16 protein-coding genes and 5 tRNA genes are annotated in these 25,164 nt (G+C 64.1%); 12 read left to right on the forward strand and 9 right to left on the reverse strand.

Annotated elements, in window-relative coordinates; all coding sequences use genetic code 11:
- Positions 1-25: 25 nt before the first annotated feature.
- The 6 genes from DU505_RS16220 to ccoN form a co-directional block, all read right to left on the reverse strand.
- Positions 26-541, reverse strand: coding sequence for a FixH family protein (locus tag DU505_RS16220; RefSeq protein WP_114480035.1), 516 nt, complete (start codon positions 539-541; stop codon positions 26-28).
- Positions 538-1,977: a cytochrome c oxidase accessory protein CcoG gene (gene ccoG, locus DU505_RS16225; protein WP_114480036.1), complete on the reverse strand. Its 1,440-nt coding sequence runs from the start codon at positions 1,975-1,977 to the stop codon at positions 538-540. Before ccoG ends, DU505_RS16220 begins: the two co-directional genes overlap by 4 nt.
- Positions 1,978-2,108: 131 nt before the next feature.
- Positions 2,109-3,038: a cytochrome-c oxidase, cbb3-type subunit III gene (gene ccoP / locus DU505_RS16230; protein WP_114480037.1), complete on the reverse strand. Its 930-nt coding sequence runs from the start codon at positions 3,036-3,038 to the stop codon at positions 2,109-2,111.
- Positions 3,035-3,271 carry a cbb3-type cytochrome oxidase subunit 3 gene (locus DU505_RS16235; protein WP_114480038.1) on the reverse strand — a complete coding sequence of 79 codons (237 nt, stop codon included), beginning with the start codon at positions 3,269-3,271 and terminating at the stop codon, positions 3,035-3,037. Before DU505_RS16235 ends, ccoP begins: the two co-directional genes overlap by 4 nt.
- A gap of 2 nt (positions 3,272-3,273) precedes the next feature.
- Complete coding sequence (ccoO, locus tag DU505_RS16240) at positions 3,274-3,882, reverse strand: cytochrome-c oxidase, cbb3-type subunit II (protein ID WP_114480039.1); 609 nt, start codon at positions 3,880-3,882, stop codon at positions 3,274-3,276.
- Positions 3,883-3,904: 22 nt separating this feature from the next.
- On the reverse strand, positions 3,905-5,329 hold the full coding sequence (gene ccoN, locus DU505_RS16245; protein WP_114480040.1) for a cytochrome-c oxidase, cbb3-type subunit I: 1,425 nt from the start codon (positions 5,327-5,329) through the stop codon (positions 3,905-3,907).
- Between the two features lie 162 nt (positions 5,330-5,491).
- On the opposite strand from ccoN, the gene DU505_RS16250 reads away from it, so the two are divergent.
- From DU505_RS16250 to DU505_RS16280, 7 genes are all read left to right on the forward strand, one after another.
- Positions 5,492-6,223, forward strand: a complete 732-nt coding sequence (locus tag DU505_RS16250; protein ID WP_181872851.1) for an alpha/beta family hydrolase — start codon at positions 5,492-5,494, stop codon at positions 6,221-6,223.
- A 42-nt stretch (positions 6,224-6,265) separates the two neighbouring features.
- Positions 6,266-6,341 (forward strand) — tRNA-Val (locus DU505_RS16255).
- A 41-nt stretch (positions 6,342-6,382) separates the two neighbouring features.
- Positions 6,383-6,459, forward strand: a tRNA-Asp gene (locus DU505_RS16260).
- Between the two features lie 27 nt (positions 6,460-6,486).
- Positions 6,487-6,563, forward strand: a tRNA-Asp gene (locus DU505_RS16265).
- A 64-nt stretch (positions 6,564-6,627) separates the two neighbouring features.
- Positions 6,628-6,704, forward strand: a tRNA-Val gene (locus DU505_RS16270).
- 3 nt (positions 6,705-6,707) lie between these two features.
- Positions 6,708-6,784, forward strand: a tRNA-Asp gene (locus DU505_RS16275).
- A 255-nt stretch (positions 6,785-7,039) separates the two neighbouring features.
- Positions 7,040-8,983: an FAD-dependent oxidoreductase gene (locus tag DU505_RS16280; RefSeq protein ID WP_479688577.1), complete on the forward strand. Its 1,944-nt coding sequence runs from the start codon at positions 7,040-7,042 to the stop codon at positions 8,981-8,983.
- A 19-nt stretch (positions 8,984-9,002) separates the two neighbouring features.
- Here the strand turns inward: DU505_RS16280 and DU505_RS16285 are convergent, their stop codons facing one another.
- From DU505_RS16285 to DU505_RS16295, 3 genes are read right to left on the reverse strand one after another with little or no spacing between them, the layout of a single operon-like run.
- Positions 9,003-10,085, reverse strand: coding sequence for a response regulator (locus DU505_RS16285; protein ID WP_114480042.1), 1,083 nt, complete (start codon positions 10,083-10,085; stop codon positions 9,003-9,005).
- A complete protein-coding gene (locus DU505_RS16290) occupies positions 10,082-11,851 on the reverse strand; it encodes a sensor histidine kinase (protein WP_114480043.1) in 1,770 nt (589 codons plus the stop codon). The genes DU505_RS16285 and DU505_RS16290 overlap by 4 nt, the downstream gene beginning before the upstream one ends.
- A complete protein-coding gene (locus tag DU505_RS16295; RefSeq protein WP_220250848.1) occupies positions 11,848-12,360 on the reverse strand; it encodes a putative pterin-binding protein in 513 nt (170 codons plus the stop codon). The genes DU505_RS16290 and DU505_RS16295 overlap by 4 nt, the downstream gene beginning before the upstream one ends.
- A 278-nt stretch (positions 12,361-12,638) precedes the next feature.
- Between DU505_RS16295 and DU505_RS16300 the strand changes: the two genes are divergently transcribed.
- The 5 genes from DU505_RS16300 to DU505_RS16320 all read left to right on the forward strand — a co-directional run bounded on the left by DU505_RS16300 (position 12,639) and on the right by DU505_RS16320 (position 25,058).
- Positions 12,639-18,053 (forward strand): VWA domain-containing protein, encoded by a 5,415-nt coding sequence (locus DU505_RS16300; protein ID WP_181872852.1) that lies wholly within the window; start codon positions 12,639-12,641, stop codon positions 18,051-18,053.
- The gene (locus tag DU505_RS16305) at positions 18,050-19,888 is read left to right on the forward strand and encodes a hypothetical protein (RefSeq protein WP_114480045.1); all 1,839 of its coding nucleotides are present in this window, start codon (positions 18,050-18,052) and stop codon (positions 19,886-19,888) included. The genes DU505_RS16300 and DU505_RS16305 overlap by 4 nt, the downstream gene beginning before the upstream one ends.
- Before the next feature lie 194 nt (positions 19,889-20,082).
- Entirely contained in the window at positions 20,083-22,407 is a 2,325-nt protein-coding gene (locus tag DU505_RS16310; protein WP_114480046.1) for a hypothetical protein, read from the forward strand.
- A 10-nt stretch (positions 22,408-22,417) separates the two neighbouring features.
- Complete coding sequence (locus DU505_RS16315) at positions 22,418-23,857, forward strand: hypothetical protein (protein ID WP_114480047.1); 1,440 nt, start codon at positions 22,418-22,420, stop codon at positions 23,855-23,857.
- Positions 23,858-23,909: 52 nt separating this feature from the next.
- Positions 23,910-25,058 (forward strand): WD40 repeat domain-containing protein, encoded by a 1,149-nt coding sequence (locus DU505_RS16320; protein ID WP_114480048.1) that lies wholly within the window; start codon positions 23,910-23,912, stop codon positions 25,056-25,058.
- Positions 25,059-25,164 lie beyond the last annotated feature (106 nt).

A 25,164-nucleotide genomic window follows, 5' to 3' on the forward strand; every position in this document is an offset into this window, starting at 1 on the left:
GATGAGTAAGTCAATGCGCAAGCCATCAGCCGCGGTCCACGATGCCTGGCGTCAGGTCGAATTCGTCCTCGCTGGGAAAGCTGGCTTCGCCCACCAGACGCCAGGCCGGTTCGACCTCGCTGGGGTGTAGCTGCAGGTACCAGCGATAGCGCAGGTTGTCGGGCGCCTGGCCGAGATAGCGCCCATCCTTGACATGCTCCAGGACCAGATCCTGGTCCCGGTCGTCCTGGGTAGGAAAGATCAGCGTCAGATAAAGCCGCTCGGGGCGATCGTCGCCGTCGAGCTGGACAATGATGTCGCTGGTCAGCGGGTCGATGCGCAGGTCGGCGGCCAGATTCAGATCATGGGCACGCTGTTGCTTGGCGAGCACCCTATTGATGGCACGTCCGTGCTCGTAGTAGTCCTGCTGTACCAGGCCGTCGGCAGTTCGTATGGCCATGACGGCCAGGGTCGAGCTGCCGAAGATGGAGGTAAACAGCAGGCCGATCAGGAACCAGGGCCAGAACTGCTTGTACCAGGGGGAGCGGGTCGTCATGGTCATCTCCGGGCTTCACCGATGAAGCGGGTGTCACGTTCAATGGTGATGCGTTCATTCTGTTGGGACTGCACATGTAGCTGAATCGGATGGCTGGGCAGCTCCAGCACGTCGGGGTCGGCAGTTACCTGCACCGCGAACATGCGCGAGGCGCCGGCAGGGACTCGCAGCATGTCGGTATCGATCTCCAGCCCGGGCAAGCCGCTCACTTCGAGGCGAAACTCATGATCCTCGCGATCCTGGTTGCGCAGGGTCAGGGTGAAGACATTGCTGATGCGTCCGTCGCGTGTCATCTGGTAGAGCTGTCCGCGTTCCCGTTCGACCTCGAAGTCCAGCGGCATGCGGTCGCTAAGTGCCCAGATGAAGAGGCCGACCATGACCAGCAGTGCTGCCAGGTAGCCCATCAGCCGAGGACGCAGGATATGCGACGGCTTGCCTTCCAGGGCGTTCTCGGTGGTATAGCGGATCAGCCCTCGTGGATAGTTCATCTTGTCCATCACGCTGTCGCAGGCATCGATACAGGCGGCACAGGTGATGCACTCATATTGTAGGCCGTCACGGATGTCGATGCCGGTTGGGCAGACCTGCACGCAGAGATCGCAGTCGATGCAGTCACCGTAACCGGCTTCCCGCGCCTCCGTGTGGCTGAGACTCTTCTTGCGCGAGCCGCGGGGCTCGCCGCGAGCCTCGTCGTAGGAGACGATCAGGGTGTCGGCGTCGAACATCACCCCCTGGAAGCGGGCATAGGGGCACATGTAGATACACACCTGCTCGCGCAGCCAGCCGGCATTGAGGTAGGTGAATACCAGGAAGAAGCCGGACCAGAAGTAGGCCCAGCCGTGGGCCTGGAGGGTAGGCAGCTCCACCACCAGTTCACGGATCGGCGTGAAGTAGCCGACGAAGGTGACCCCCGTGGCAAGGGCGATCGCGAGCCAGATGACGTGCTTGGCCCCCTTGCGCCACGCCTTGTCCAGGTCCATGGGCTGGCGATCGAGCTTGATGCGTCGATTGCGGGAGCCCTCCAGGCGGTGCTCGACCCAGATATAGAGAAAGGTCCAAACGCTCTGGGGGCAGGTGTAGCCGCACCATACGCGGCCGGCAAAGACGGTGATGAAGAACAGCCCGAAAGCGCAGATGATCAGCAGCCACGACAGGAGGATGAACTCCTGGGGGTAGAAGGTGGCGGTAAAGATATGGAATTCCCGTCCCGGCAGGTCGAACCAGATCAGCGGACGGTCGCCCCACTGGATCCAGGGCAGACCGAAGAAGGCCAGCATCAGCAGCCAGTTGGCAGAGCGACGCAGGCGCTGGAAAAATCCTTTTATTTCGCGAACATAGATATGCCGTCGACTGGCATACATCTCCTGCTGGACGATGGCACGCGGTTCGTGGTGGCCCACGGGATTCGGGGTCACGTCGCGGGCGGGTATCTTCTCACTCATGGCGGACTCGTGGCGGGCAGCGACGGCCCGCAGAAGGGAGGCAGTGAAACGATTTCATTGTATCGAGGCCTCGTCACCAAGAGAAAGGGTGCGACCCCAGGCCGCACCCTCCTTACCGCTCGGCAACGTCCTCAGTCGCGAAAGCGCAGGCTGTAGACGTAGGCTGCGACCAGGTGGACACGTTCCTCGCCGATGTAGGCTTCCTGGGCCGGCATATGGCCATTGCGGCCGTTACGCAGGGTCTGGCGAACCGAGTCGGCAACGCTCTGGCCGGGCGCCTGATAGAGCCAGGTGTCGTTGGTCAGGTTCGGTGCGCCCAGCGCCTGATTGCCACTGCCATCCGGCGAGTGGCAGGCGGCGCAGACCGACGCGAAGACCGAGGCCCCCTGCTCGGCGCGCTCGGCGTCGTGTTCGAGGTCGGAAAGCGCCAGGACGTGCTGAGTGACGTTCTCGATGTTATTTGCGCCAAGCGACTGGAAGGCGGGCATCAGGCCGTTACGCCCTCTGGCCAGCGACGTCATGATCTGCTCCGGCTCGCCGCCGTAGAGCCAGTCGTCGTTGGTCAGGTTGGGAAAGCCGTAGCCACCCTGGGCGTTGGCGCCGTGACACACCGCGCAATTGTTCAGGTAGATGCGTTCGGCTACCTGCATGGCCTCCTCGTCCTGGGCCAGGTCGGGAATCGGAATCTCCTGGTACTGGGCGAAGATCGGCGTGAAGCGCTCCTCGGCCCGGGCTACCTCCTCTTCCCACTGGCCTTCCTGGGTCCAGCCGAGCAGGCCGGCGAAATTGCCCAGACCCGGATAGAGCAGCAGGTAACCGAGCGAGAACACCACGGTCGCCACGTAGAGCTGGAACCACCAGCGTGGCAGCGGGTTATCGTACTCCTCGATCTCGTCGGCGGCGTGGCCGGTGGTTTCGACATTGCCCTCGGCGTCCGGCACCTTGTCGGTTTTGCGGTTGGCGTAGAGGATCCAGAAGGCAAAGGCAATGGAGCCCAGTGTGATGACGATGATCCAGGCGCTCCAGAACCCGGAAAGGGAGTCATCCCAAAGATTATTCATGTGTTTCTGTCTCCCTGGTTCGTACGGGAATCGCCATTGTTGTCCTGCTCTCGGATCGAGCGGGGCGAGGCGCTGCTGTCACGTGTTGTCTGGTCATCGTCATCGGCGAAGGGCAGGTTGGCCGCCTCGTCGAAATCCGGTTTACGTCGCCGGGAGTAGGCCCACCAGGTGATGCCGAGGAAGGCGACGATCAGCAAGAAGGTGATAATGCCGCGAAACGTGCCGGTATCCATGATCAACGCGTGCCCTCGAGCACGGTGCCCAGCTGCTGCAGGTAGGCGACCAGTGCAGTGATTTCCTGCTGGCCGCGTACCTCGCGGGTGGCGTTCTCGATGGCTTCGTCGGTATAAGGCACGCCGAGTGCGCGCAGGGCCTTCATCTTGCCAGGCGTATTGTTGCCGTCCAGCGTGCGCTCGAACAGCCACGGGTAGGCTGGCATGATCGAACCCGGGACCACGTCACGCGGGTTGTACATGTGAGCGCGATGCCAGTCGTCGCTGTAGCGGCCGCCGACACGTGCCAGGTCCGGGCCGGTGCGCTTGGAGCCCCACAGGAAGTTGTGCTCGTAGATGAACTCGCCGGCCACGCTGTAGTGTCCATAGCGCTCGGTCTCGGCACGGAAGGGGCGGATCATCTGAGAGTGACAGCCGACGCAACCCTCCCGGCGATAGATGTCACGGCCCTCAAGCTCCAGGGCGGAGAGCGGGCGCAGGCCTTCGACCGGCTCGGTGGTCTGCTTCTGGAAGAACAGCGGCACGATCTCGGCCAGGCCGCCGAAGCTGATCACCACCAGGATCAACACGGCGAGCAGGCCTACGTTCTTTTCGACAATCTCGTGTTTCATTGGTGTCGGTATCCCCGGTTGCTCAGGCGGTCTGCGGAATCGGATGTTGCACGGCTTCGCTGCGCTGGATGGTCCTGAAGACGTTGTAAGCCATGATCAGCATGCCAACGATCCAGAACAGACCGCCGATCAGGCGCACGATGTAGCCCGGACCGCTGGCCTCGACGGATTCCATGAAGGTGTACATCAGGGTGCCGTCGGGGTTGATGGCGCGCCACATCAGGCCCTGCAGGATGCCATTGACCCACATGGAAGCGATGTAGAGCACGGTACCGATGGTGGCCAGCCAGAAGTGCACCGCGATCATGCCTACGGAGTACATTTCGGTGCGACCGAACAGGCGCGGGATCAGGTGGTACATGGAGCCGATGGTGATCATCGCCACCCAGCCCAGCGCGCCGGCATGGACGTGGCCGATGGTCCAGTCGGTGTAGTGCGACAGAGCGTTGACAGTCTTGATCGCCATCATCGGCCCTTCGAAGGTGGACATGCCGTAGAATGACAGGGCAACCACCAGGAAACGCAGGGTCGGGTCGGTGCGCAGCTTATGCCAGGCGCCGGAGAGGGTCATCATGCCGTTGATCATGCCACCCCATGAGGGAGCCAGCAGGATGATCGACATGACCATGCCCAGTGACTGGGCCCAGTCGGGCAGGGCGGTGTAGTGCAGGTGGTGCGGGCCGGCCCACATGTAGATCATGATGAGCGCCCAGAAGTGGACGATGGACAGGCGATAGGAGTAGATCGGGCGTTCGGCCTGCTTGGGGACGAAGTAGTACATCATGCCGAGGAAGCCGGCGGTGAGGAAGAAGCCGACCGCGTTGTGCCCGTACCACCACTGCACCATGGCATCGATGGTGCCGGAGTAGATGGAGATCGAGTACATGGCGGTGACCGGGATCGCCGCATTATTGACGATGTGCAGCACGGCCACGGTCAGAATGAAGGCAGCGAAGAACCAGTTGGCCACATAGATGTGCGAGGTCTTGCGCTGCTTGATGGTCATCAGGAAAACGATGGCATAGCTGACCCAGACCGCGGCGATCAGGATATTGATCGGCCATTCGAGCTCGGCGTACTCCTTGGTGGTGGTGTAGCCCAGCGGCAGGGTGATCACCGCAGACACGATCACAGCCTGCCAACCCCAGAAGGTGAATGCCGCCAGCTTGTCGGAGAACAGCCGCGCCTGACAGGTACGCTGCACGACATAGTAGGAGGTCGCCATCAGCGCCGAACCACCGAAAGCGAAGATGACGGCATTGGTGTGCAACGGCCTCAGGCGGCCAAAGCTTGTCCATGGCAGGTCGAGGTTGAGTTGCGGCCATACCAGCTGTGCGGCAAGGATGACACCGAGGAGCATGCCCACGATGCCCCACACGACTGTCATGATCGCGAACTGCCGAACTACCTTGTAATTGTAGGTCGGGTGCTCTAATGCTGTGCTCATGTCAGGTTCCCATCGAACGCGTATCGAGAGCCGGTCGTGACGGATGCCGCAGCCGACGCTCACGGTTGGGTGAAGCAGGTCAGAAAACAAGATGGATTCTATCGCAGCCGCATCGCAGACTGAAACATGCCCAAGGGCGAAACTCACACAGGAGTTTGACCGGTGTCGTACTTTGCGCGACTTGATCGGGTAGCAATTTCTTCGGCACGCCTTCGAGAGCGTCTTCTCGAAGGAGAGACGGGGCGCTGGCGTGTCGAGGGGCTGGGCCCGCTGGAAGTCGAAGGCGACGGCAGTGCGGGCCGGCTTCTGATCGCCCATGGGGCGGGGGCTGGGCAGGGGTCGCCCTTCATGAGCCAGCTGCGCGCTGGCCTGGCAGAACATGGGGTTCAGACCCTGGCCGTCGAGTTCGCTTACATGCAACGCATGCAGAAAGAGGCCAAGCGTTTCCCGCCCCCACGCATCGATCGGCTGGTGGATGAATTGAGCGCCTGGTGCGACATTCTGACACATTCCGAACTGGGTAGTTTCTGGCTGGGCGGAAAGTCAATGGGTGGGCGAGCAGCCAGTTTGCTGGCGGCCCGTGACCAGGCCGCTGGCCTGATACTTTGCGGCTACCCCTTCCATCCGCCGGGCAAGCCGGACAGCCTGAGGCTGTCTCATTGGCCGCTGCTTGCCTGCCCGACTCTGGTGCTGCAGGGCAGTCGCGATCCTTTCGGGAGCGCCGAGGAGATCGAAGGCTATCGGCTGGGCGAGAATGTGGCGGTGCATCTGCTGGAAGATGGCGACCACGACTGGAAGCCGCGCCGCGCTTCCGGCCTCACCCAGGAAGAGTTGATCGAGCAGGCCGCTGGCGAGATCGCCGCCTTCATGCTGCGGCACCCTCAAAGGCATTGACAACCAAGCGGATCCCTGTAGAATTCAGCGCCACATGACCGGGGGTGGTTAGCTCAGTTGGGAGAGCACCAGCCTTACAAGCTGGGGGTCACTGGTTCGAACCCAGTACCACCCACCATCGCTTTCGGGGTGATACCGATCATGTAGGAAGCACGCAGCGGACCGGTAGTTCAGTTGGTTAGAATGCCGGCCTGTCACGCCGGAGGTCGCGGGTTCGAGTCCCGTCCGGTCCGCCAACTGTTTCTGATGTCATGTCGTCTTGTGGACCGGTAGTTCAGTTGGTTAGAATGCCGGCCTGTCACGCCGGAGGTCGCGGGTTCGAGTCCCGTCCGGTCCGCCACGATGACTGGCACGCAGTTTTGAGTAGAGCAGGGCTGTATTAGTAAATGAAGTGCGGTATCCGTGGGTGATTAGCTCAGTTGGTTAGAGCACCAGCCTCACATGCTGGGGGTCACTGGTTCGAATCCGGTATCACCCACCACGCGGACCGGTAGTTCAGTTGGTTAGAATGCCGGCCTGTCACGCCGGAGGTCGCGGGTTCGAGTCCCGTCCGGTCCGCCAACACGATATTCCAGACCCCGAGCCAAATGGCTTGGGGTCTTTCGTCTGTGCACGGTTTTTCCTTTCCTGTCTCCTCTTGCTCTTCCTCTGCGCTATGCTGCTTTCGCCTATGGCGAATCATTACCTTTGCGCATCTTGCCTGGCTATCATACAGTTGTTTGAAACCTTGACCAGCAGGAGGAGTTCGGCGTGCGCTACCCTCATCTCTTTCGCCCGCTTGAAGTGGGTCACCTGACGCTGCCCAACCGAGTGCTGATGGGCTCCATGCATACCAATCTCGAGGAGGCGCCCAACGGTTTTTCCCGCCTGGCGGCCTTCTATGCCGAGCGTGCCCGGGAGGGCGTCGGGCTGATCGTCACGGGCGGCATCGCCCCCAACCCCGAGGGTGCCGTTTTTCAGGGTGCGGCAACCCTGGAGCGGAGCGAGCAGGTGGCGAATCATCGCGGCGTGGTCGAGGCGGTTCATGCCGAGGGCGGACATATCTGCATGCAGATTCTTCACGCCGGCCGTTACGCCTACTCCCCTGAGCTGGTGGCGCCGTCGCCGATCCAGGCGCCCATCAACCCGTTCGCGCCCCGGGAGCTCGCCGCGAAGGAGGTCGAGGGACAGATCGCCGACTATGTGCGCTGCGCCACCCTGGCCCGTGAAGCCGGTTACGACGGCGTCGAGGTAATGGGGTCCGAAGGCTACCTGATCAACCAGTTTCTGTGCCTGCGTACCAATCATCGCAGCGACGAGTGGGGCGGTGCGTTCGAGAATCGCATGCGCTTTGCCGTCGACATCGTCAAGGGAATCCGCCAGGCGGTGGGGGAGGACTTTCTCATCATCTTCCGCCTGTCGATGATCGATTTGGTGGACGAGGGCAGTACCTGGGAGGAAGTCGTCACCCTGGGGCGGGCCCTCGAGACCGCGGGCGTCAACCTCATCAATACCGGTATCGGCTGGCACGAGGCGCGCGTGCCCACCATCGTCACCAGCGTGCCACGGGCCGCCTTCACCGAGGTGACCCGGCGCATGAAGGCCGAGCTCAGCGTGCCGCTGATCACCACCAACCGCATCAACATGCCAAACGTGGCCGAACGGGTGCTGGCGGACGGCCACGCGGACATGGTTTCCATGGCACGCCCCTTCCTGGCCGACCCGGCCTGGATCACCAAGGCGGCGGAAGGGCGTAGCGAGGAGATCAATACCTGTATCGCCTGCAATCAGGCGTGTCTCGATCACACCTTCCAGGGCAAGCTGACCTCCTGTCTGGTCAACCCCCGGGCCTGTCACGAGACTGAGCTCGAGATACTTCCCGCCGAGACGGTGCGTGACATCGCCGTGGTTGGTGGCGGGCCGGCCGGTCTCTCGGCTGCCGTCACCGCGGCAAGGCGGGGGCATCGCGTGGTGCTGTTCGAGCGCAATAGCGAATTGGGTGGACAGTTCAACCTGGCGCGAAAGATCCCCGGCAAGGAGGAGTTCGACGAGACCCTGCGCTACTTCAGGGTCATGCTCGACAAGCACGGTGTCTCGGTGCGTCTCAACTGCGATGCCGATCTCCACACGCTCAAAGGCTTCGATGCCGTGGTGCTGGCCAGTGGCGTCCAGCCACGCCAACTCTCGCTGCCGGGTCATGACCACCCGAAGGTGCTCAGCTACCCCATGGCCATCCATCACCCCGAGCGCGTGGGACGTCGAGTGGCGATTATCGGTGCTGGCGGGATCGGTTTCGATGTGGCCGAATTGCTCACCCATGTGGGTCATCCCGCCATGAATACCGAGGCCTGGTGCGCCGAATGGGGGGTAGACCTCACCGTTTCCGAGCGAGGCGGTATCGCCCCGCCGCAGCGCCCCGATACGCCGAGGCAGGTCTTTCTGCTGCAGCGCAAGTCCTCCAAGCCGGGCAAGGGGCTGGGCAAGACCACGGGTTGGGTGCACCGTGCCTCGCTGAAGCATCGTGGTGTCGAATCCCTGTCAGGCTGCGAGTACATGGGCATCGATGACGATGGTCTCCACATCCGCCAGGATGGTGAGCCGAGGCTGCTCGAGGTCGACAGCATCGTTGTCTGCGCCGGGCAGAACCCGGTGCGCGAGCTCTTCGAGCCGCTGCAGGCGTCGGGTGTGGAGGTACACATGATCGGCGGCGCCGACGAGGCGGCCGAATTGGACGCCAAGCGCGCCATCGAACAGGGCACTCGTGTCTCGGCCAGCCTTTGAGCGAGCGTACCGTAGCGTCTCAGGGCAGGGCGACCGACATCGAGCCGGAGAGCACCAGGGCGATCAGGTCGGCCTGACGGTGGGTATCGGTCTTCTGGAACAGATTGCGCAGGTGGAAAGCGACCGTGGTGGTGGAGATGGACATGCGCTCTGCGATCTCCTCGCTGCGCAGCCCCTCGGCCAGGGCCAGAGCGATCCTGGCTTCGCTCGGCGTAAGCCCGAACAGGCTGGCCAGTATCTGCTGGGGTACCTGGGCACGCTTTTCGGGGTCCGAGAGCAGTACCACCACCGCCGGCTCATGGGGCGAGCCGGCGGGGCAGCCCAGCGAACAAGCCAGCACCAGCAGGTCACGGCGTTCGCCCGGGCGATCGAGCCGTAGGCAGGTCACCTTCTCTTCTCCTTCCCGACTGCACTCGAGCGCGGCCCGAACGGTTTTGCGCAGCGCCTGACCGCAGACGGCCGTGGCCGCGGACAGGCTATGGCCAAGTACCAGCTGTTCGGTGTCCTGCGACAGGCGATGAGCTGCCCGGTTGGCAAAGAGTATCTGTCCGTCTCGCCCCAGCAGGACCATGCCGGGCGCCACCAGGTCGAGGGCCCGTGTGGCGGCGACGAAGGCCTGGCTGCTTGCCTCCTTGCGCAGGTCGGTCATGGCCTGGCGCAGCTCGGTGATCTCCTCGGCGGTCTTGCAGCGCATGCGTCTCACCTGACGCAGCCGGGCGTCGAGGGTCGCCAGCATGAGGTCGAAGTCGACGGGCTTTACCAGATAATCGTCCGCACCGATGCGCTTGCCGTCGACGATGTCGCGTGGATCGGAAAGTGCGGTGAGAAAGAGGAAGGGCGTATCGGCAAGATCGGGGCGCGCCTGGCGAATCTCGCGTAGTACCTCATAGCCGTTGCACCCCGGCATGTTGATATCACATAGGATCAGGTCCGGTGCCACGGCGTTGATCTGGGCGATGGCTTCGTGCCCGTCGGCGGCTTCGATGACGGCGTAGCCGGCCTCTCTGAGTTCCTCACAGATATCCCTGCGCAGTTCGGCATGATCCTCGGCACAGAGAACCAGTGCCGGCATGGCATTCGAAGGTGGTGCCTGGTCGATCATGGCTCGGCTCCTCCAGCAGCGAGTGGTAGCGTGAGCGTGAAACGCGTGCCCTCTCCCTCTCGGGAGGCCACGGTGATGTCGCCGTGCTGAAAGCGGGCCAGGTGGCGGGCGATATTGAGTCCCAGGCCGATGCCCGGTGTCGCTGCGACATTTCGAGAGCGGAAGAAGCGTTCGAACAGCAGCGGAAGATCCTCTTCCGGTATGCCGATGCCTCGGTCCTGCACGGTACAGGTAGCGTGTGCGCTGTCGTGGTCGAGCCGAACCGTGATGGGGGCGTCCGGCGCGGAATACTTCAAGGCGTTGGACACCAGATTGGCGAGGATCTGTTCGACCAGCGCTCGGTCACAGACCACGATCATCGGCGGCGAGTCCGCGAGTTCCAGGGTGATGCGCCGGGTGCCGGCGGTCTCCTCCTGAAGCTGGCACACCTGCTGGACGATGGCCGCGAGGTCGCAGGGGGCTGTCGATGCCTCCACCTGGCCGCCATCCAGTCGTGCGGCCGTCAGAGCGCTCTCCACCAGGCGGGTCATGTGCGCCACGGCATCACGCAGGCGGGTATAGCGCTGCTGCCGATCCTCCGGTGTCATCTGGTCGCCACGGCGTAGCAGCCGTTGCAGGCCGGAGTCGATTACCGCCAGCGGGGTGCGGAACTGGTGTGAAACCGTGGCGGCAAAACTGCGATAAAAGTCGCTGACGCCCCGTTCGCGGCGCAGGGCGCTCTCCAGCGACAGGGCGGCCTTCTTGTAGCGTGTGATATCGGCGACCCGCAGTACGTGTCCTCCATCATCTGTCTGGCGAATCATCATCTGCCGCCAGCCCTGGCCGAGGATCTCCATATCGCATTGGAGGCTGCCGTTCAGGGCCGTACCGAGGGTGTCGCACTGGGTCTCTTCCGGTCGGGCCAGCTCGCGAATGTCCTGCAGTATCGAGGCCAATGGACGTCCCCGTGCCAGACTGGTTGCCGATATCGGTAGCAGCTCGGCCAGCTGTGGGTTGGTCAACGCCAATCGCCCGCGGGTATCGAAGGCGGCAAAGCCGTCCGGGGCGGTCTCGATAGCCGCGGCCAGGCGCTGGCGCTCCGCATCGAGATCCCGAGTCCTGCGCTCCACCTCATTCTCGAGCTCGTTGCGATGCCTGGCGAGCGCCCGCTGGGCGTTGGCACGCTGGCGCAGCGCCGAGAGCAGCAAGACGACCAATACCACGCCGCTGAGCATGATGCCCACCACCGAGGCAATCACCTGTAGCGTGCTGTTGCGATGCTCGTCCAGCCGAGCGCCTGTGCTCTCCCATTCCTCGATCATTACCGCGTTGGCGATGCGGTTGAGCTGCCTCATCATGGGCTCGAGCGTGCCATGAATGCGATCGGAGACGTCGATGGCCCCGGGCCGCACGCGCTCCAGCAGGGGCTCGATGGCATCCAGCTGTTCGAATGCCGCGGCGATGTCGCCATCGAAGCCAAGTCCTGCCAGGTAGCGCTGCTGCGGGCCTGCGTCAAGCAGTACAAGGCGACTGGTCAGTACATCGAAGCGCAGGTCAGGCCGGGTGGTTTCGTCACCCAGAGCGCGGCGGTTGACCGCCTCGTCAAGCCGGTGGCTGGCTACCTGGGCCTGGGTAATGACCCACAGCATGTTGTCGCTGACGTTGGAGCGCATGTCCTGCTCGACCTGGAAGAGTCGCACCAGGGAAAACGTCAGAAAGGCCACGAAGGCCAGAATGACGACCAAGGGGGCAAAATAGGCGGGCATGCGTCGGGTCAGGGGCATCATCGTATATCAAGGCTCTCCAGTTGCCAGACCCAGCGGTAGTCGTAGCGAATGTCCTGAAGCTCACTGTGATCGTCCCTGGGGTAGACGATCCATAGCGGCCCCTTGTCACGCGGTGTCAGTCGTTCCCCGTCCATGCTGTCGGCGACCAATACCTCGAAGTCGCGGAAATCCTCGAGCGGTATATCCACCACGTAGTCATTCAGTGCCCTGGCCTCGGCACGCTCGCCCTGTGCGCCGACGTGGGCCAGCAGATCGCTCATCAGGAAACCCTCGAAGCGGTTCACCCCATCGGTCACCACGGTCGAGGTGTGTAGGGTCTGCCGCGGCAGGGCCTCGAGCATGGTGCGGTCGAAGTGTGCCTCGCTGTCAACGTTGGTCTTGCCGATCTTGCCGCTCACACTCAGCAGCACCTTACCTTCTGGTACGGGCAAGGTATCGGCAATGGCCTGCAGGGTTGTCATCAGCAGGGCGGCAGTGAGGCACAGGCAGGTGAGGCGACGTGTCGTCATGGCAATCTCCTTGGCGCTCTGGGCTGGAAGGGACGGGCTGCCGGGACCGGATGCCATCCAGCCATCTTCCCGTCCATTGGAGGTGCTGTCCCCGTTCATTCGAACGGGTGTGACTCGGCGGCGGTATGCGAGGCTGTTCCGTCGATGCCTATGAGAAACATGGCTTACAGAAAGGAAACATGCGAGGCGTGACGGGTTACCCGTGTAAACGGACGGGGCTAGGGAAAAGGCGTGTGCCTAGACTGATGAGTAACAAAAAAGTACGAGGGGGTAATAAGGTGAGAGCCAAGGTTACATCAGTCGCCTGCTTGCTGACACTGCTGCTTGCTGGTAGTGCGGCGGCCTTTCCCGGGATGGTCTTCGAGCAGGAGCCCAACGACACCCTTGAGCAGGCGCTGTCGTTCCGTGGCGAAGCCCGCCTGGTGGGCGAGGTGTCGGGCTATGATCGTGACCTGTTCCGCTGGGCGTTGGATGATGCCGAAACGGACCGCCTCTGGCACCTCGAGCTGCAGGGCGATGGCGCCTTGGACGCCGAACTCTTCTGGCCGGGAGAGGAGGCCGCCGGCGGCTCCGGCGTTGCCACTTTCGGCGCCGAACCGACAACCGATGCCAGCGCCGAGAGAACCTTGCTGACGCTCTCGGTGGCCCCGGGCGGCGATGGCGAAGGGCGCGAGCCATTGATGGTGCCGGCCGGTGAGCATCTCATTCGCTTCCTGCCGCAAGACACGGGAGGCGAGTACCGCCTGTCTCTGACCTCCGGCGATCGAATCCGTATACGTGGCACGGTGGGTCCCGACCGTACCGATGACATCGCCGTCGAACCTGGGCGGCAATGGTATTTCCAGCTCAATGTGCCCGACGCCACTATTCCGCTTATCCCCGAGGAAGACCCTCGTCAGCTATGGCGAGTGGTCCTTGTCGGTGAACTGGGAGCGCCGCTAGAGGCCTGGATCACGGACGAAGAGGGCGAGGTCATCGTCGAGGCCGTCGAGGGGGCGCCCCTGCAGCAGGCATGGGGTCGGCTCGAGCTGCCCGAGGGGAGTCGGCTCCACGTGCGCCACGTGGAGGGCAACGCCATCGGCCGCCTGGGCGCCAGGATGAGTGAAGACGGTAGACGACGGGAGGAATCGATCGCTGCAGAGGACATGGCGGAAGAGGGTCGTGATAGTGAGGAGGTGCAGGTCGCTGGCTCTCCTGAAACGCGTCACTGGCTTGACGGCGGGGAAGAGATCGCGCTGACGATGGAGCGCAACGAGCGACGCTACCTTGCCTTCCCGGTGGGTTCGGACGAAGAGGCATGGACGCTGGGGGCCGTGTCCGATGACATGGAACAACAGCTGGAGGTCTGCCTGAAACCGATCGACAGCCGTGACGAGGTCTGCCGTATCGGTTTGAGCGAAAACCTTTTCTCCCGGATGTCTCTGCCGGAGGGTGACTATGCGTTGATGCTGCGCAGCCGCGCTCGCGGGGGCGAGCCGGTGACCTTTACCTTGCGACTGGACGAGGATGAGCCGGCGCCCGAGGGCTGGGTCGATCGGCCCAACGATATCCGCGAATGGGCTGTTCCAATGCTGGCGGATGCGCCGATTCATGGCCGCTTCGAAGGGAGAGGCGAGGCGTGGTTCGCGTTGCAGGTCGGCGGCGAGGTCCAGCAGTGGGCCTTTACCACGGAAAGTGAAAGCCCCCTGGAGCGACTGGGAGTCCATCGCGTCGGAGACGGCTCCCTGGTATTGGAACATCGCCGGACGGGGCGTGGTGATCATGATCTGTGGCTGGAGCATGTTCGACTGCTTCCCGGGCGCTACCTGGTCAGGTTGCTGGGAGAGGGGACCGACTATCGGCTCCTCGCTTCACCGACGGGCCAGCCCGAGCCGGGCTTCGAGCAGGAGCCCAATGACGAAGATCGCGATGCCAACCCTCTCTGGCTGGGCGAACCGTTGCATGGCTCCTTCCACTCCTTGCGTGACCAGGACCGCTTTCACTTCCATCTGCCGGGCCGGAACCGGGTTGTACTCGAATTTGAGCCACCCGAAGGTGGCGAGATGGATGTTGGGCTGGAGTGGCAGGGAGAGACTCGGCTCAGGTATTCGGTGGACAAAAACGTACGGCTGGATTCGCTCCTGCCACCGGGTGACTACACCCTGGTGCTGGGCGGAGATGCGGCTTCCCGAGCTCGCTATTCCGCTCGAGTGACCATCGCCGACCCCTGGAACCATGTCGACATGCCTATACCGGCCCTACGCCGTGACGAGGCACCGCTGCTCCCTGAGGATGCCGTGATCAGCAGCAGTATGGGGGGAGCCGGCGGCGACGGGGGCTTCCTGCGCCTGCCGGTGACCGAGGAGGATCGAGATGTCTTCCTGGAAGGGCGCTTCGACTCCCTGGGCAGCGCCTATACGGGCCTCGAGTTCCGCACCGACGACGGCGACATGCTTGAGGTACAGGATACCGAAGAGCGCGGCCGTCATGTCGTCACCATACCGGGAGGCGAAGCGGCTACGCTGGAGGTCTCCTTCGGGCGTGCAGGCCGGGACGTGAGTCTCTCGGACCCTGCCTACCCCCTGCCGGCAGCGCCGCAGCTCGAGCTGAACCTGACAACGGAGGCTCAGCGCCTGCCTCCCTTTGCGCCTACAGGGCAGCGTCTTGCCTCAAGGCTCAGACTGGTCAATCCCGAAGATGAACCCCAGACACTGACGCTGGAGGCGCATGTCAGCCATGACGGCGCCTCGGTATCCGGCCTGCCGGAGGCGATCGAACTGGCTCCCGGGGAGGAGACGGAACTGCCGCTGAACTGGACGCTGCCGCCGAACATGCTGGAAAACGCGCCGCTATCGCTGTTCGTGCGAGCGGGTGAGCGGGTGCTGCGCAAAGACATTGCGCTGGACCCCCTGGCTCCGGCGGTCGGTTCCTTCAACACGCCGGATGTGCCGAAGCCGTTGCAGGGCCTTGCCGACCTGGCATGGAACGCCTTCGGTGCCACCTTCGTCGATGCGGGCAGCGGTGAACCTATCGATACTCTGCCGGGACGTGGCAGAAGCTATCCCTACTTGCTTATCGATGGTATGGCCGGTTCCGGCAGCTCGATCGAGGTGTCAAACGACCTGGGTGAGGCGCTGCCGCCGATACGCCTGGCTGATGAGGGCGGGCTGGTCCGGGGCGTCGTCTTCAACCAGCGGTCGAGTCACGATCATAGTGATCGCTGGCGCGAGGTGGAAATCGCCCTGGGTGATGACCTCGACACCTTCGAGGTGGTCGAGACCCTGGAACTCGCCTCCGGCGACGGCGAGCAGTTCTTCGAGCTCGACACCCCCCGTGAAGCACGCTATGTCCAGCTGCGGCCCCTTAGCGTCTGGGACCATGAAGCGGCCCGTCGCAGGACTCACGGCAGCGGCCTGCTGCGCGTGCTTGGCGAACCGGCGGGCCAACTGGCCCGGCGCCGGCATGACCTGCTCGACCCTGAGCTGGGCGGTCACTGGGTCCACACCCGCCCGGACATCTCCTCCCTGTATGGCTTCAAGGGGCACCGCTCTACCGCGCGAGGTGTCATGGGTGATAACCCGCGAGGAGAACGTATCCGTGATCGCACCCTCGATATGGTGTTCGCCTTCCTGCATCAGCGCGCGGCACGTATCGACGAACTCGAATGGATCGAGAATCTCGACTGGGAGGGCCAGCCCGTGGAGCAGGTGAGCGTCTATACCGCCACCGAAAGCCCGGTGGGTCCCTGGGAGCACCAGGCCGACTGGAACCTCGCGCGTGATGATGAGGGCGTGGCGAGCCTGCCGCTGCCCGCTTCGCCCCGCGTGCGCTACCTGAGGCTGGTGTTCGACGAACCCGAGGAGGGGGAAGGACGACGCGAGAACACCTGGCGCCCTCCCGAGGCGCTGAGGGCCTATGAGGCGGATAGCCTGGGCAGCGGCCGCTCGATCCTCGGTCACTGGGGCATGGATCACTCCCGTGGGCCGCTGGAGGCCGAGCGGTCGACCACCGAGCTGGCGCTGGCCGCCGTCGAGGATACCGACAGTCATGCCGGCCGACCGTTGACGCTGACGTCTCGAATCACCGGCAGGGTCGAGGAGCCGGGGGACTCGCGACACTATCGAATCGACCTGGAAGAAGGCGACAACACCCTGGCTTTCGCGCTGCAGGAGTCCCTGCGCGGGAGGCTGAAGGCGAGCTTGACCGACCCCGAGGGCGGCGAGGTACCGCTTGCCTGGCGGGACGGCCAGGGGGGGCAGCGTTTCGCCGAGGCGCTGGACCTCGTGCCGGGAACCTACAGGCTGACGATGGCCGAGCCCCCGCGGTCGGTGGTTTTCCTGTGGGACGGCAGCGGCAGCGTGGCCAAGCACCAGCCGGCCATCTACCAGGCGCTCAATCGTTTTGCCGAGGGGCTTCAACCGGGACGAGAAGTGTTCAACATGCTGCCGCTGGGGGGGCCGCTGCTGATCGATGGCTGGGCGGAATCGCCCAGCCAGGTGGCCCAGACCCTGAATGGCTACAACGGTCGCTACTCCGACTCCGACTCCGAACCGGCATTGAAGCTCGCCACCCGTGCCTTGGCGAGCCAGGAGGGCGAGAAGGCGATCTTCCTGATCACCGATGCCGAGCAACTGGGCCGTGACATGTCAGTATGGAATGACCTGGAAACGGTTCGCCCACGGATATTTACCCTCGAGATCTCCCACGGCAGCCGGAGGGAGGAGACCAACGAATACCGCTGGTATCAGGATCAGATGCTCAGCTGGGCACATGTAGGCGGTGGCACCTATCGCTACACCACAGGGCGCAGCGAGTTGATTCGTGCCTTCGAGGCGGGCATGCGTGAATTACGCCAGCCCACCACCTTTGCCCTCGAGGTCGAACGCCGCTATCAGGAACCCCCCGAGCCCGGCAGTCTGCGAGTGGCCAGCGGTGATGCGCCGGTGGTTGCCGCTGGCGTGGTACACCTGATCTTCGACGCTTCAGGCTCCATGCTGCAGCAGATGGAAGGCGGCCGACGTATCCAGGTGGCCCGCCGCATCGTACAGCAGGTGCTTGACGAGCGGGTCCCCGAGACCGTGCCTGTCGCACTGCGTGCCTTCGGCCACACCGAGCCCCATAGCTGTGCCACCGAACTGCTGGTCGCGCCCGGCGACGACAATCATGCGCAGGTGCGGCGTGCCGTCGAAGACATCCAGGCGATCAACCTGGCGCGCACACCGCTGGCCGATTCACTGGATGCCGTGCTCGACGACCTGGCGTCTTACGAGGGACAGCGTCGTCTGGTGGTGATGCTGACCGACGGCGAGGAGACCTGCGAGGGCGACCTGGAGCAGTCGGTGGCAGACCTGATAGAGGAGGGCCTCGACGTTCGCCTCAATATCGTCGGCTTCCATATCGATGAGATTGGCCTGCAGGCCGAGTTCGAGCGCTTCGCCGAGCTGGGTGGCGGCGAGTACTTCGATAGTCACGACGGCGAGGAACTGGTCGAGGGCCTTGCCGGCGCCTTGGCGGCTCCCTGGCGGGTGCTGGATGCGGCCGGCAGTACCGTGGCTCGTGGACGTGTCGATGGCGAGGCCATCGAACTCGATGTCGGGGATTACACCCTGGTGGTGGAAGCCCAGGAGGGCGACCGCCATCACACTTTCAGCATCGCGCCGCGCCAGGCCAAGGAAGTTCGCCTGAGCGAGGCCCTTTCGGAGCCATCCACATGACAGAACGCTTGGGTATTATCACCAAAGCGCTACTGATGGTGCTGCTGCTTGGCCTGGCACCTGTCGTCTCCCTGTCGGCTGCCGGGCCGCCGGATCCCGATGCCCAGGCGCGCCAGCCACTGCCGGACCACCAGGCGGATGCCACCCATCGAGGCAAGTCGGCCATGGAGCATGCCGAGTCGCTGGTGGCTTCTTCCATGCTGCAGCGGAAGATGGCGTTCGAGTGGCTGCGGGAGATGGGCGTCGATGCGCTTCCGGCCAGAGACGCGGTGCGCTATGTGTTCCAACAGGTCGATACGGAAGGCCTGACAGCTCGCGAGGTCGATCAGTTGCGAGTGGCGGCCCTGAAGACGCTCTTCGCCATGCAGGCACCGGAGGCCGAGGCATTGCTGCGAGAGGCGATCCTTGACCCTGCTTTCAGTCAGCATTCGTCGACGTATCGACACCTGGTTCTCGGTGCCGTCGAGATGGGGGTCGACGCCACCACCCTGCAGGCGGATATGCTCGCCCTGGCGGAGGAGGATGGCGCCCATGCCGCCCGCTTGATGGCGACCGGGGCGCTGCCCGATACGGTACTCCACTCCCTTGCCGAGGAACTCTTTCATGACGAGCACGGCGAGGCGGCTACCCGCTTTTTCCTTCCGCGCATGGCCGAGCTGGACTTTGTCGATGCCCCCACCTGGCTCGCCTATGTGAGTGAGCATGCCGAGCTGGCGAGAGAGAATCCGACAGAGGTACTGGCGGCGCTGGCTGATATCGGAACCCGGGACGCCCTGGAGGTTGCCCTGGAGATCGATGACTTCCCGGGCAGGCGGGGCGAGCTGTTTGAGCGCTTCGCCGGAGGGCCGCTGGGGCCGGAACCTGTCTTCCGCCGGCTTTTGGAGGCGCTGCGGGAGGAGATATCCCAACAGGAGTCGGCACGGCTGGCCGCCCTCATGGAAAACCTCGCCCGAGAGCTTGCTGCCGGCGCTGCCGGTCCCGACACCTCACCGTTGGCCGAGGTGGCCAGGCGCAGCTTTACCGGTGCCATGGCGTCACTGGTCGAGCAGGGGCCAAGCGACGATCATCGTCTGGTCGGCCTTCAGCGTCTGGTCAGGTACCACCAGCGTAACCCCCGCACCTCCCCCGAGTTGACCCTGGGTCCGGTCTTCGATGCCCTGGAGCGGGACGATACCTCCGAATTGGTGAAGCGCAAGGCGACCGAAACGTTGCAATTGTCACCGGCCCGGCTGGCCAAGTCGGATCCCGCCTTTTTTACGCAGCGTGCGGTGACCCTGCTCTGGGCGGCGGAATCGGCAGCTCATGCCCAGTTGCCCGAACGGTTGTTGCAGCCGCTGATGCGATCGGCGGATCATGCGCCGCTTGTTGTCGAGACCATCGTCCAGTCCATCGACGAACATCGCGACCGTTGGGCCGTGAACCCGGCGGTAGGCGTCCTGATGAGCTCAGGCCTTACGCCAGGGTTGGAGCGCTCGCCGACACGCGAACTGGCTTCCCATGAAATGGGACGGATCCTCGTCAATCCGGTGGCCGACTTTGCCTATATCGGTGATCACTTCATGAACAACCGGGGCGGTGGTGCCTTGGCCACCCTGGAGTACAACACCGTGCCCGGGCTTATCGGCATTCTCGAGCCGGTCATCTTTGCGCCCGCTGCCGGTTGGTATGCCCCCTTTCCGCCCGAGGCGCTGGCCGGCGTGATGACCGCCCGACCCGGCTGGCTGTCACGAGAGCCCCAGGCAGAGGCAGGCTGGATCGACTTCCTGAAGCGTGTCAGGGATCACGGCGACCCTGACTTCAGTCCCGTCGCCGAGACGGCCCTGGCCGCCTTCTGATGGGCCGTTACTCGAGGAACAAGGGGGACGCTGGGATGAACTGTTGCACCAGCCGAAGAGGGCAATGGAGAGGGCCATGCAGACGGCAAGGGAGAGCGCCATGCAGAGCGCGCTGGGGCGTTGTTCGGCGTGGCCTGCTGCTGGCGCTGGGTCTGTCCCTGGGAGGGACTGCCTGGGCGGACGCCCAGTGTCGTATGCCGGCCGACCGCTATCAGGTCGTTGAGCAGCAGCTGCAGCAGGCCTATCGGTTCACCGAAGAGGCCCTGGCCGAGCTAGCGATGGAGCGCTACGCGGTGCCCTCGCGGCAGGCACTCATCGGCGACGATGTCGAGGAACTCTTCGACTGGGTGCGGGACGAGACCCGATGGCTGCCGTACCAGGGTGCCTTGCGCGGTGCCCGCGGGGTGCTGATGGATGGCCATGGCAGTCACCTCGACCGCGCCCTGCTGCTGGCGGAACTGCTCGAATCGGCAGGCTATCGCGTCCGCCTTGCCAGGGCGACACTGGACGACGGCAGTATCGAGGCGCTGCTCGGGGACTGGCAATCCGACGTCGGGCACGTCTCGGCGCGACCTTCCTTGGTGGCAGCGTCGAGCGACTATGCCACTGCGGCACAGCGACTGAACGCCGACGAGGGCGCTGTCCAACGGCAAGTCGAGCTATCCGATGAGCGTGCCGAACGAATGGCGGCTCGGGTCTCCGACCGCACGCTGGAGCAGGCCAACTATCTTGCCGGTCATCTGGCCGGGCAGCTCGACCTGGCTTCCGCCGATGAGGGCAATTCGGATGAGTGGCGGCGGGCTGTGGCCGATCACTGGTGGGTTCAGTGGGAAAGCCCAGGCGGCTGGCAGGATCTCGACCCCGTGTCTCGGCGTCACCGACCGGGTGAGCGGGTCCACGAAGGGGAATTCGAGTCGCTGTGGCCGGAAGCGATACCCGAGGAGCAGTGGCACCGTTTGCGCTTCGAAGTGGTTGCCGAGCGACTCGAAGCGGGCAAGCTCGAGGAGCGCACCGCACTGGACCATGAAGCGGCGGCCGCCGCGTTGATCGGGCGATCACTGATGCTGGACCTGCAGCCCATGGGCCTGCCCCCGGCGGCGACCCTGATGGGCGGTGACACCGGCTTCAGTCCCGATGAGCTGCCGACCCTGCTGGGAAGCAGCGAGGAGTGGTTGCCGCTGCTGCTGGTCGATGGCGAGCCGGTCATTCAGCACAGCATCCTCCACGATGGCAGCCTGGGCGACCCCGAAAGCGGGACCGCGATTTCCGAGGCCTACAGCGAAGCAACCACTGCCCTCGGGCAGATCGGCATCGGAGGGCGTCGCGGTCAGCAGGAGGCAGAGGCCCCGCCTGAGCTGACGGCCACCTTCCTGCGCCTCAGCGTCTCTGCTCCCGGTCGTGAGACAGACATCTTCGAGCGCTCACTGATGGATGTGCTGGGTGGTGAGCGCCGGGAGGTAGGCGTCGAGGATCTCTCGTTCAGCGATGCCATGCGCGAAGCCCGGGCATTCAGCATGCTCTCGTCCACCGAGCTGCTGGCCCAGAGCCATTGGTGGCCGACGGAGTATACCCTCGGCCAGCTCCTGCTAGGCACTCTCGACAACCGCATGGTGAGCCTGGGGGCGGTGCATGCCCTGCGCCGTGATGAGGCAAGCCTGATGGGGCAGGCGCTGGAACGCTTCGAACCCCACCCCGTGGATCTGATGGCACTGGCACATCATCGCCATGCCCGCAGCCCGCACCGCGATCATATCGCCCTGACCCGCCTCAATCTGCTGTCGACCTTCGAACACCTCACGCTGGAGGAGGAGGGGCCGCTGTTCGAGCATGGTTTCGACATCATCGATAACCGGATAGAGGTTCTGCCCGGAAGTGCTGGCCCGCGCCAGGTTCGCCTGGCGCAAGGGGTGCTGGATACGGTGCTGGAGGCAGAGCTGATGCGCAGCACTGAAGAGCGTCACCTGGATAGCGCCGAAGGCAGCCCCGTGAATGCCAGTCTGGCGCTGGCCGATGCTCTGTCGCATGGAATCGACTGGCAGCTGGTGACATCGGGCGATGCGCTGCAGAGTGTCGATGCCGACACGGCTACCCACCTGCGAGAGTCGCTGGATCGGGGGCAGTGGCTGGTCATGGCGACGAAGCCCGAGGCTGTCGTGACCTGGTGGCGCATCGACCCCGAGACAGGCGACACCCTGGGCATGGGCCCCCAGGGACGAGGGCAGATGACGGAGCAGATACTGGTCCTGATGAACAGCATCGACAATGCTGCCTCGGCGGTGGCCATGGTGCAATCGATCTGGAGCTGCATTCTCACCAAGCCAAGTGCCGGGTCCATGCAGTGTTGCATCCTGCGCGAGGGGGCCAAGGCAGCCGGGGGCAAGGCGCTGGGCAAGCTGAGTGACCAGTGGGTCGAGATAGCCAGCTGGGCCATCGAGTCGAAGATCTACCTGGCTGCCCTTGACAGCGTATTCGGGGAGGTCAACGGGGCCATCGTCGATACCCTGCCGGACCCGTGCTGAGGAGCGAGCCATGAAAAATACGATCAAGCAAGCCGTGGCGTCACTGGGCCTCTGTCTGGGTTTGCTGACTGGCGCAGCATCGGCAGAGGTGCCCCGGACGATTCCCGGGCCGCAGGCCCTGACGGTCGAACGAGGAGGGGCGCTGGCCGCCGAGGGGTGCAACCGCGCCTTGCACATGAGGATCACCGACTGGGCACTGCGTGACGAGCATGCCGGAGAAGCTCCGCCACCCGGGCATCGTTGGCTGGTGTTGTCGCTCGAGGTCGAGAACATCATGCCCGCCGATCTGATATTCGATCTCGACTATCCGGAGGAGGTGCTGATCGGCTCCCTCGAGCGACAGGGCTATCTGCTGGTCAACGGCGAGCGTGTCTATCGTCGCGCCCGGATGAGTGGCGACAGTGATGCCATCATCGACAGCTTCGTACTCGGCCGGATCGGCGCCATGATCAGTGGCAGCCTGGTCTACCCGGTGCCGGACGCCGGCATCGAGTCGCTGTCGCTGCGCTACTACCATGACGACTATGCGGCGTTGGAGGTTCCACTGATGGCTGGCGAGAGCAGGAAGCCAGAAGCCGACAGGGAGGCCGCGCAGCAGGTCGAGGCCAACGACCTGATGGAGGTCGGCGTACAGGGTTTCGACCTTCATGAACGCTGGGAAGGCCATGCTGCTCCGCCGGGAATGATCTGGCTCGTGGTCGACCTGCGTGGCAGGGGAAAGTGGGTCGCGATGGCAGACGCCCTGGCCCTGGACCGCGATGCCGATCCGTCTGCTGATATCGAGCTGCCGCGCGTCATGGAGTATGTGGAGGGGCGGGGGCTGCTGCAGGCGGTCATCGATACGACCCATGGCTATGTACGGGATAGCGAGCTTGGCTCGCTGCCTGATAACCCTGCCTGGCTGCCGGATGCCTGGGCGGGCGGCATGGCCGTCTTTGCGATACCCGAAGACGCCGAGGGCATCGAGCTGGTGGCCTACTTCCCCGAGTTCCGTGCTACCGGCATCACCCCGGATATTCGCCCCTCGATGCGCTTCAGGCTTCGCGACGGTACGACATCCGCCGCAAGCGTGGAGTCGCTGGCGCTGATCGAGGACGAACCCACGCCGGTCACGATCCATGCCCTTGGCGCCCTGGATGCCTTTTCCGAATATCGCGCCGAGGAGGGCGAGACCCTGGTGCTGGTCGAGGCATCGATGACGAATCTCAGCGGCACCGGCGGCATGATGACGGTGACCGATCGGTTCCGGCTGCGGGCACCGCAAGGTGAGCTGGTGGCCGCCTATCAGCGTGGCCCGGTCGAACTGGTGGAGCCCTTCTGGCTGCCTGCCGACGACGAGCCTCGCCATTTCATGCTGCTCTATCGCCTCGACGCCTTGGCCGATGACCTCGAGTTCGAGTACGGCGGTGTATCGGTGAACGAAAGTCTCCGTCTTGCGCTGGACCAGTGACCGTTCGATTCGGCCGGACCAGACCAGAACAGACCAGACCCAGGAGGAAGCCATGCGACCTGACAGACTTCGGCAGCTCGGGCGATTTGTCATCGCGGGGCGTGGCCCCGCCATTCTCCGGCCCTGGCCGGGGTATGGCATGCACAGCCGGATGGCGGGCTGGCGCCATGCCCTCAACCTCGGCTTGATGGCGGGCGCCTTGCATGGCCCAGCCATGGCAAGTGGCGCGCCGGATTGGGCTTCCGCAGAACTTCAGCACGAGTTCGAGCTCGAGGGGGAGAGCGTGGAGCAGCTGGCGCTCTCCCCGGATGGCACGCGCATGGCAATTGCCGTAAACGGTGGCCTCGAGGTGCGGATGGTGCCTTTCGGAGAGTCCCGCCATCGGCTGGAGGGCCATCTCTCTCCGGAGATTGACCGGCCACTGCCGATCACCGGGCTGGCCTTCAGCCCCGATGGCGAGAGGCTGGCAAGCACCAGCTGGAATCCGGGAGTGGCGGCCGACGCCTCGCTCAAGCTTTGGGAAACGAACACGGGGGAGTTGCTTCAGGCCCTGGCAGGTGGTCAGGGATGTCGCGAGGTCGCCTTCTCCGCCGATGGTGCCAGCGTATGGGCTGCATGCGGTGCGGATGTCCAGCGCTATGTGCTGGAGACGGGTCTTGTGGTCGAGCGGGCGGAGTCCTTCCCTGCTGAACTGCAGCATGGGCCTGATGCCGAAACCGCGGCAGATGCGCTGCCGATGCCCCGGCAGGGCCCTGCCCAGGCGCTGGCCTTGAGCCAGGACGGCATGCGGCTGGCCTGGGCAGGCAAGCCGCCGACCTTTCCCGTCCCGGTGGTGCGATTGTGGCAGGTCGATGAGGGGGCCCCCGCTGGAGAGGCTAATGCCAACTACCATCTCCTCGAACTACCCGAGGTCGATGCCACGCCAGACCCTGTTGCCCAGGCCCGCGATCTGTATGGGCTCAAGGAGTTCAATCCTGTCACCTCGGAAACGGTGAGCCAGCGAATGCTCGACTCAGGAGAGATCGAGGTCAATCTCAGGCTGGACAACCTCAAGGATGATTCCGTCAGAGCCTTGCGCTATCAGTTGCACTTCACTTCCGGGAGTGATGGCCGCTGGTTGCTCACGCAGCTGGGGCGGCAACAGCAGTGCCGACGCGGGCCCGTCGAGCCGGACGAATGGACGACGGAGCTTTGCCACTGACCGGCCATTCACGAGCCATCGATTCGACCGCGGGCGAGCTGCGTCCTTTCCCTCTTTGAACGAACGGGGCCAAGCGGCAAGAGACTGATTACCCTAACGAGATGCG

Origin of the sequence: Billgrantia montanilacus, assembly GCF_003336675.1 — a bacterium.
GTDB lineage: Bacteria > Pseudomonadota > Gammaproteobacteria > Pseudomonadales > Halomonadaceae > Halomonas > Halomonas montanilacus.

Excerpts from the sequence above, each read along its gene's own strand:
- DU505_RS16220 (WP_114480035.1), bottom strand. The coding sequence starts at position 541 with ATGACCATGACGACCCGCTCCCCCTGGTACAAGCAGTTCTGGCCCTGG.
- ccoG (WP_114480036.1), bottom strand. The coding sequence starts at position 1,977 with ATGAGTGAGAAGATACCCGCCCGCGACGTGACCCCGAATCCCGTGGGC.
- ccoP (WP_114480037.1), bottom strand. The coding sequence starts at position 3,038 with ATGAATAATCTTTGGGATGACTCCCTTTCCGGGTTCTGGAGCGCCTGG.
- DU505_RS16235 (WP_114480038.1), bottom strand. The coding sequence starts at position 3,271 with ATGGATACCGGCACGTTTCGCGGCATTATCACCTTCTTGCTGATCGTC.
- ccoO (WP_114480039.1), bottom strand. The coding sequence starts at position 3,882 with ATGAAACACGAGATTGTCGAAAAGAACGTAGGCCTGCTCGCCGTGTTG.
- ccoN (WP_114480040.1), bottom strand. The coding sequence starts at position 5,329 with ATGAGCACAGCATTAGAGCACCCGACCTACAATTACAAGGTAGTTCGG.
- DU505_RS16280 (WP_479688577.1), top strand. The coding sequence starts at position 7,040 with ATGGGCTCCATGCATACCAATCTCGAGGAGGCGCCCAACGGTTTTTCC.
- DU505_RS16285 (WP_114480042.1), bottom strand. The coding sequence starts at position 10,085 with ATGATCGACCAGGCACCACCTTCGAATGCCATGCCGGCACTGGTTCTC.
- DU505_RS16290 (WP_114480043.1), bottom strand. The coding sequence starts at position 11,851 with ATGATGCCCCTGACCCGACGCATGCCCGCCTATTTTGCCCCCTTGGTC.
- DU505_RS16295 (WP_220250848.1), bottom strand. The coding sequence starts at position 12,360 with ATGACGACACGTCGCCTCACCTGCCTGTGCCTCACTGCCGCCCTGCTG.
- DU505_RS16305 (WP_114480045.1), top strand. The coding sequence starts at position 18,050 with ATGACAGAACGCTTGGGTATTATCACCAAAGCGCTACTGATGGTGCTG.
- DU505_RS16310 (WP_114480046.1), top strand. The coding sequence starts at position 20,083 with ATGCCGGCCGACCGCTATCAGGTCGTTGAGCAGCAGCTGCAGCAGGCC.
- DU505_RS16315 (WP_114480047.1), top strand. The coding sequence starts at position 22,418 with ATGAAAAATACGATCAAGCAAGCCGTGGCGTCACTGGGCCTCTGTCTG.
- DU505_RS16320 (WP_114480048.1), top strand. The coding sequence starts at position 23,910 with ATGCGACCTGACAGACTTCGGCAGCTCGGGCGATTTGTCATCGCGGGG.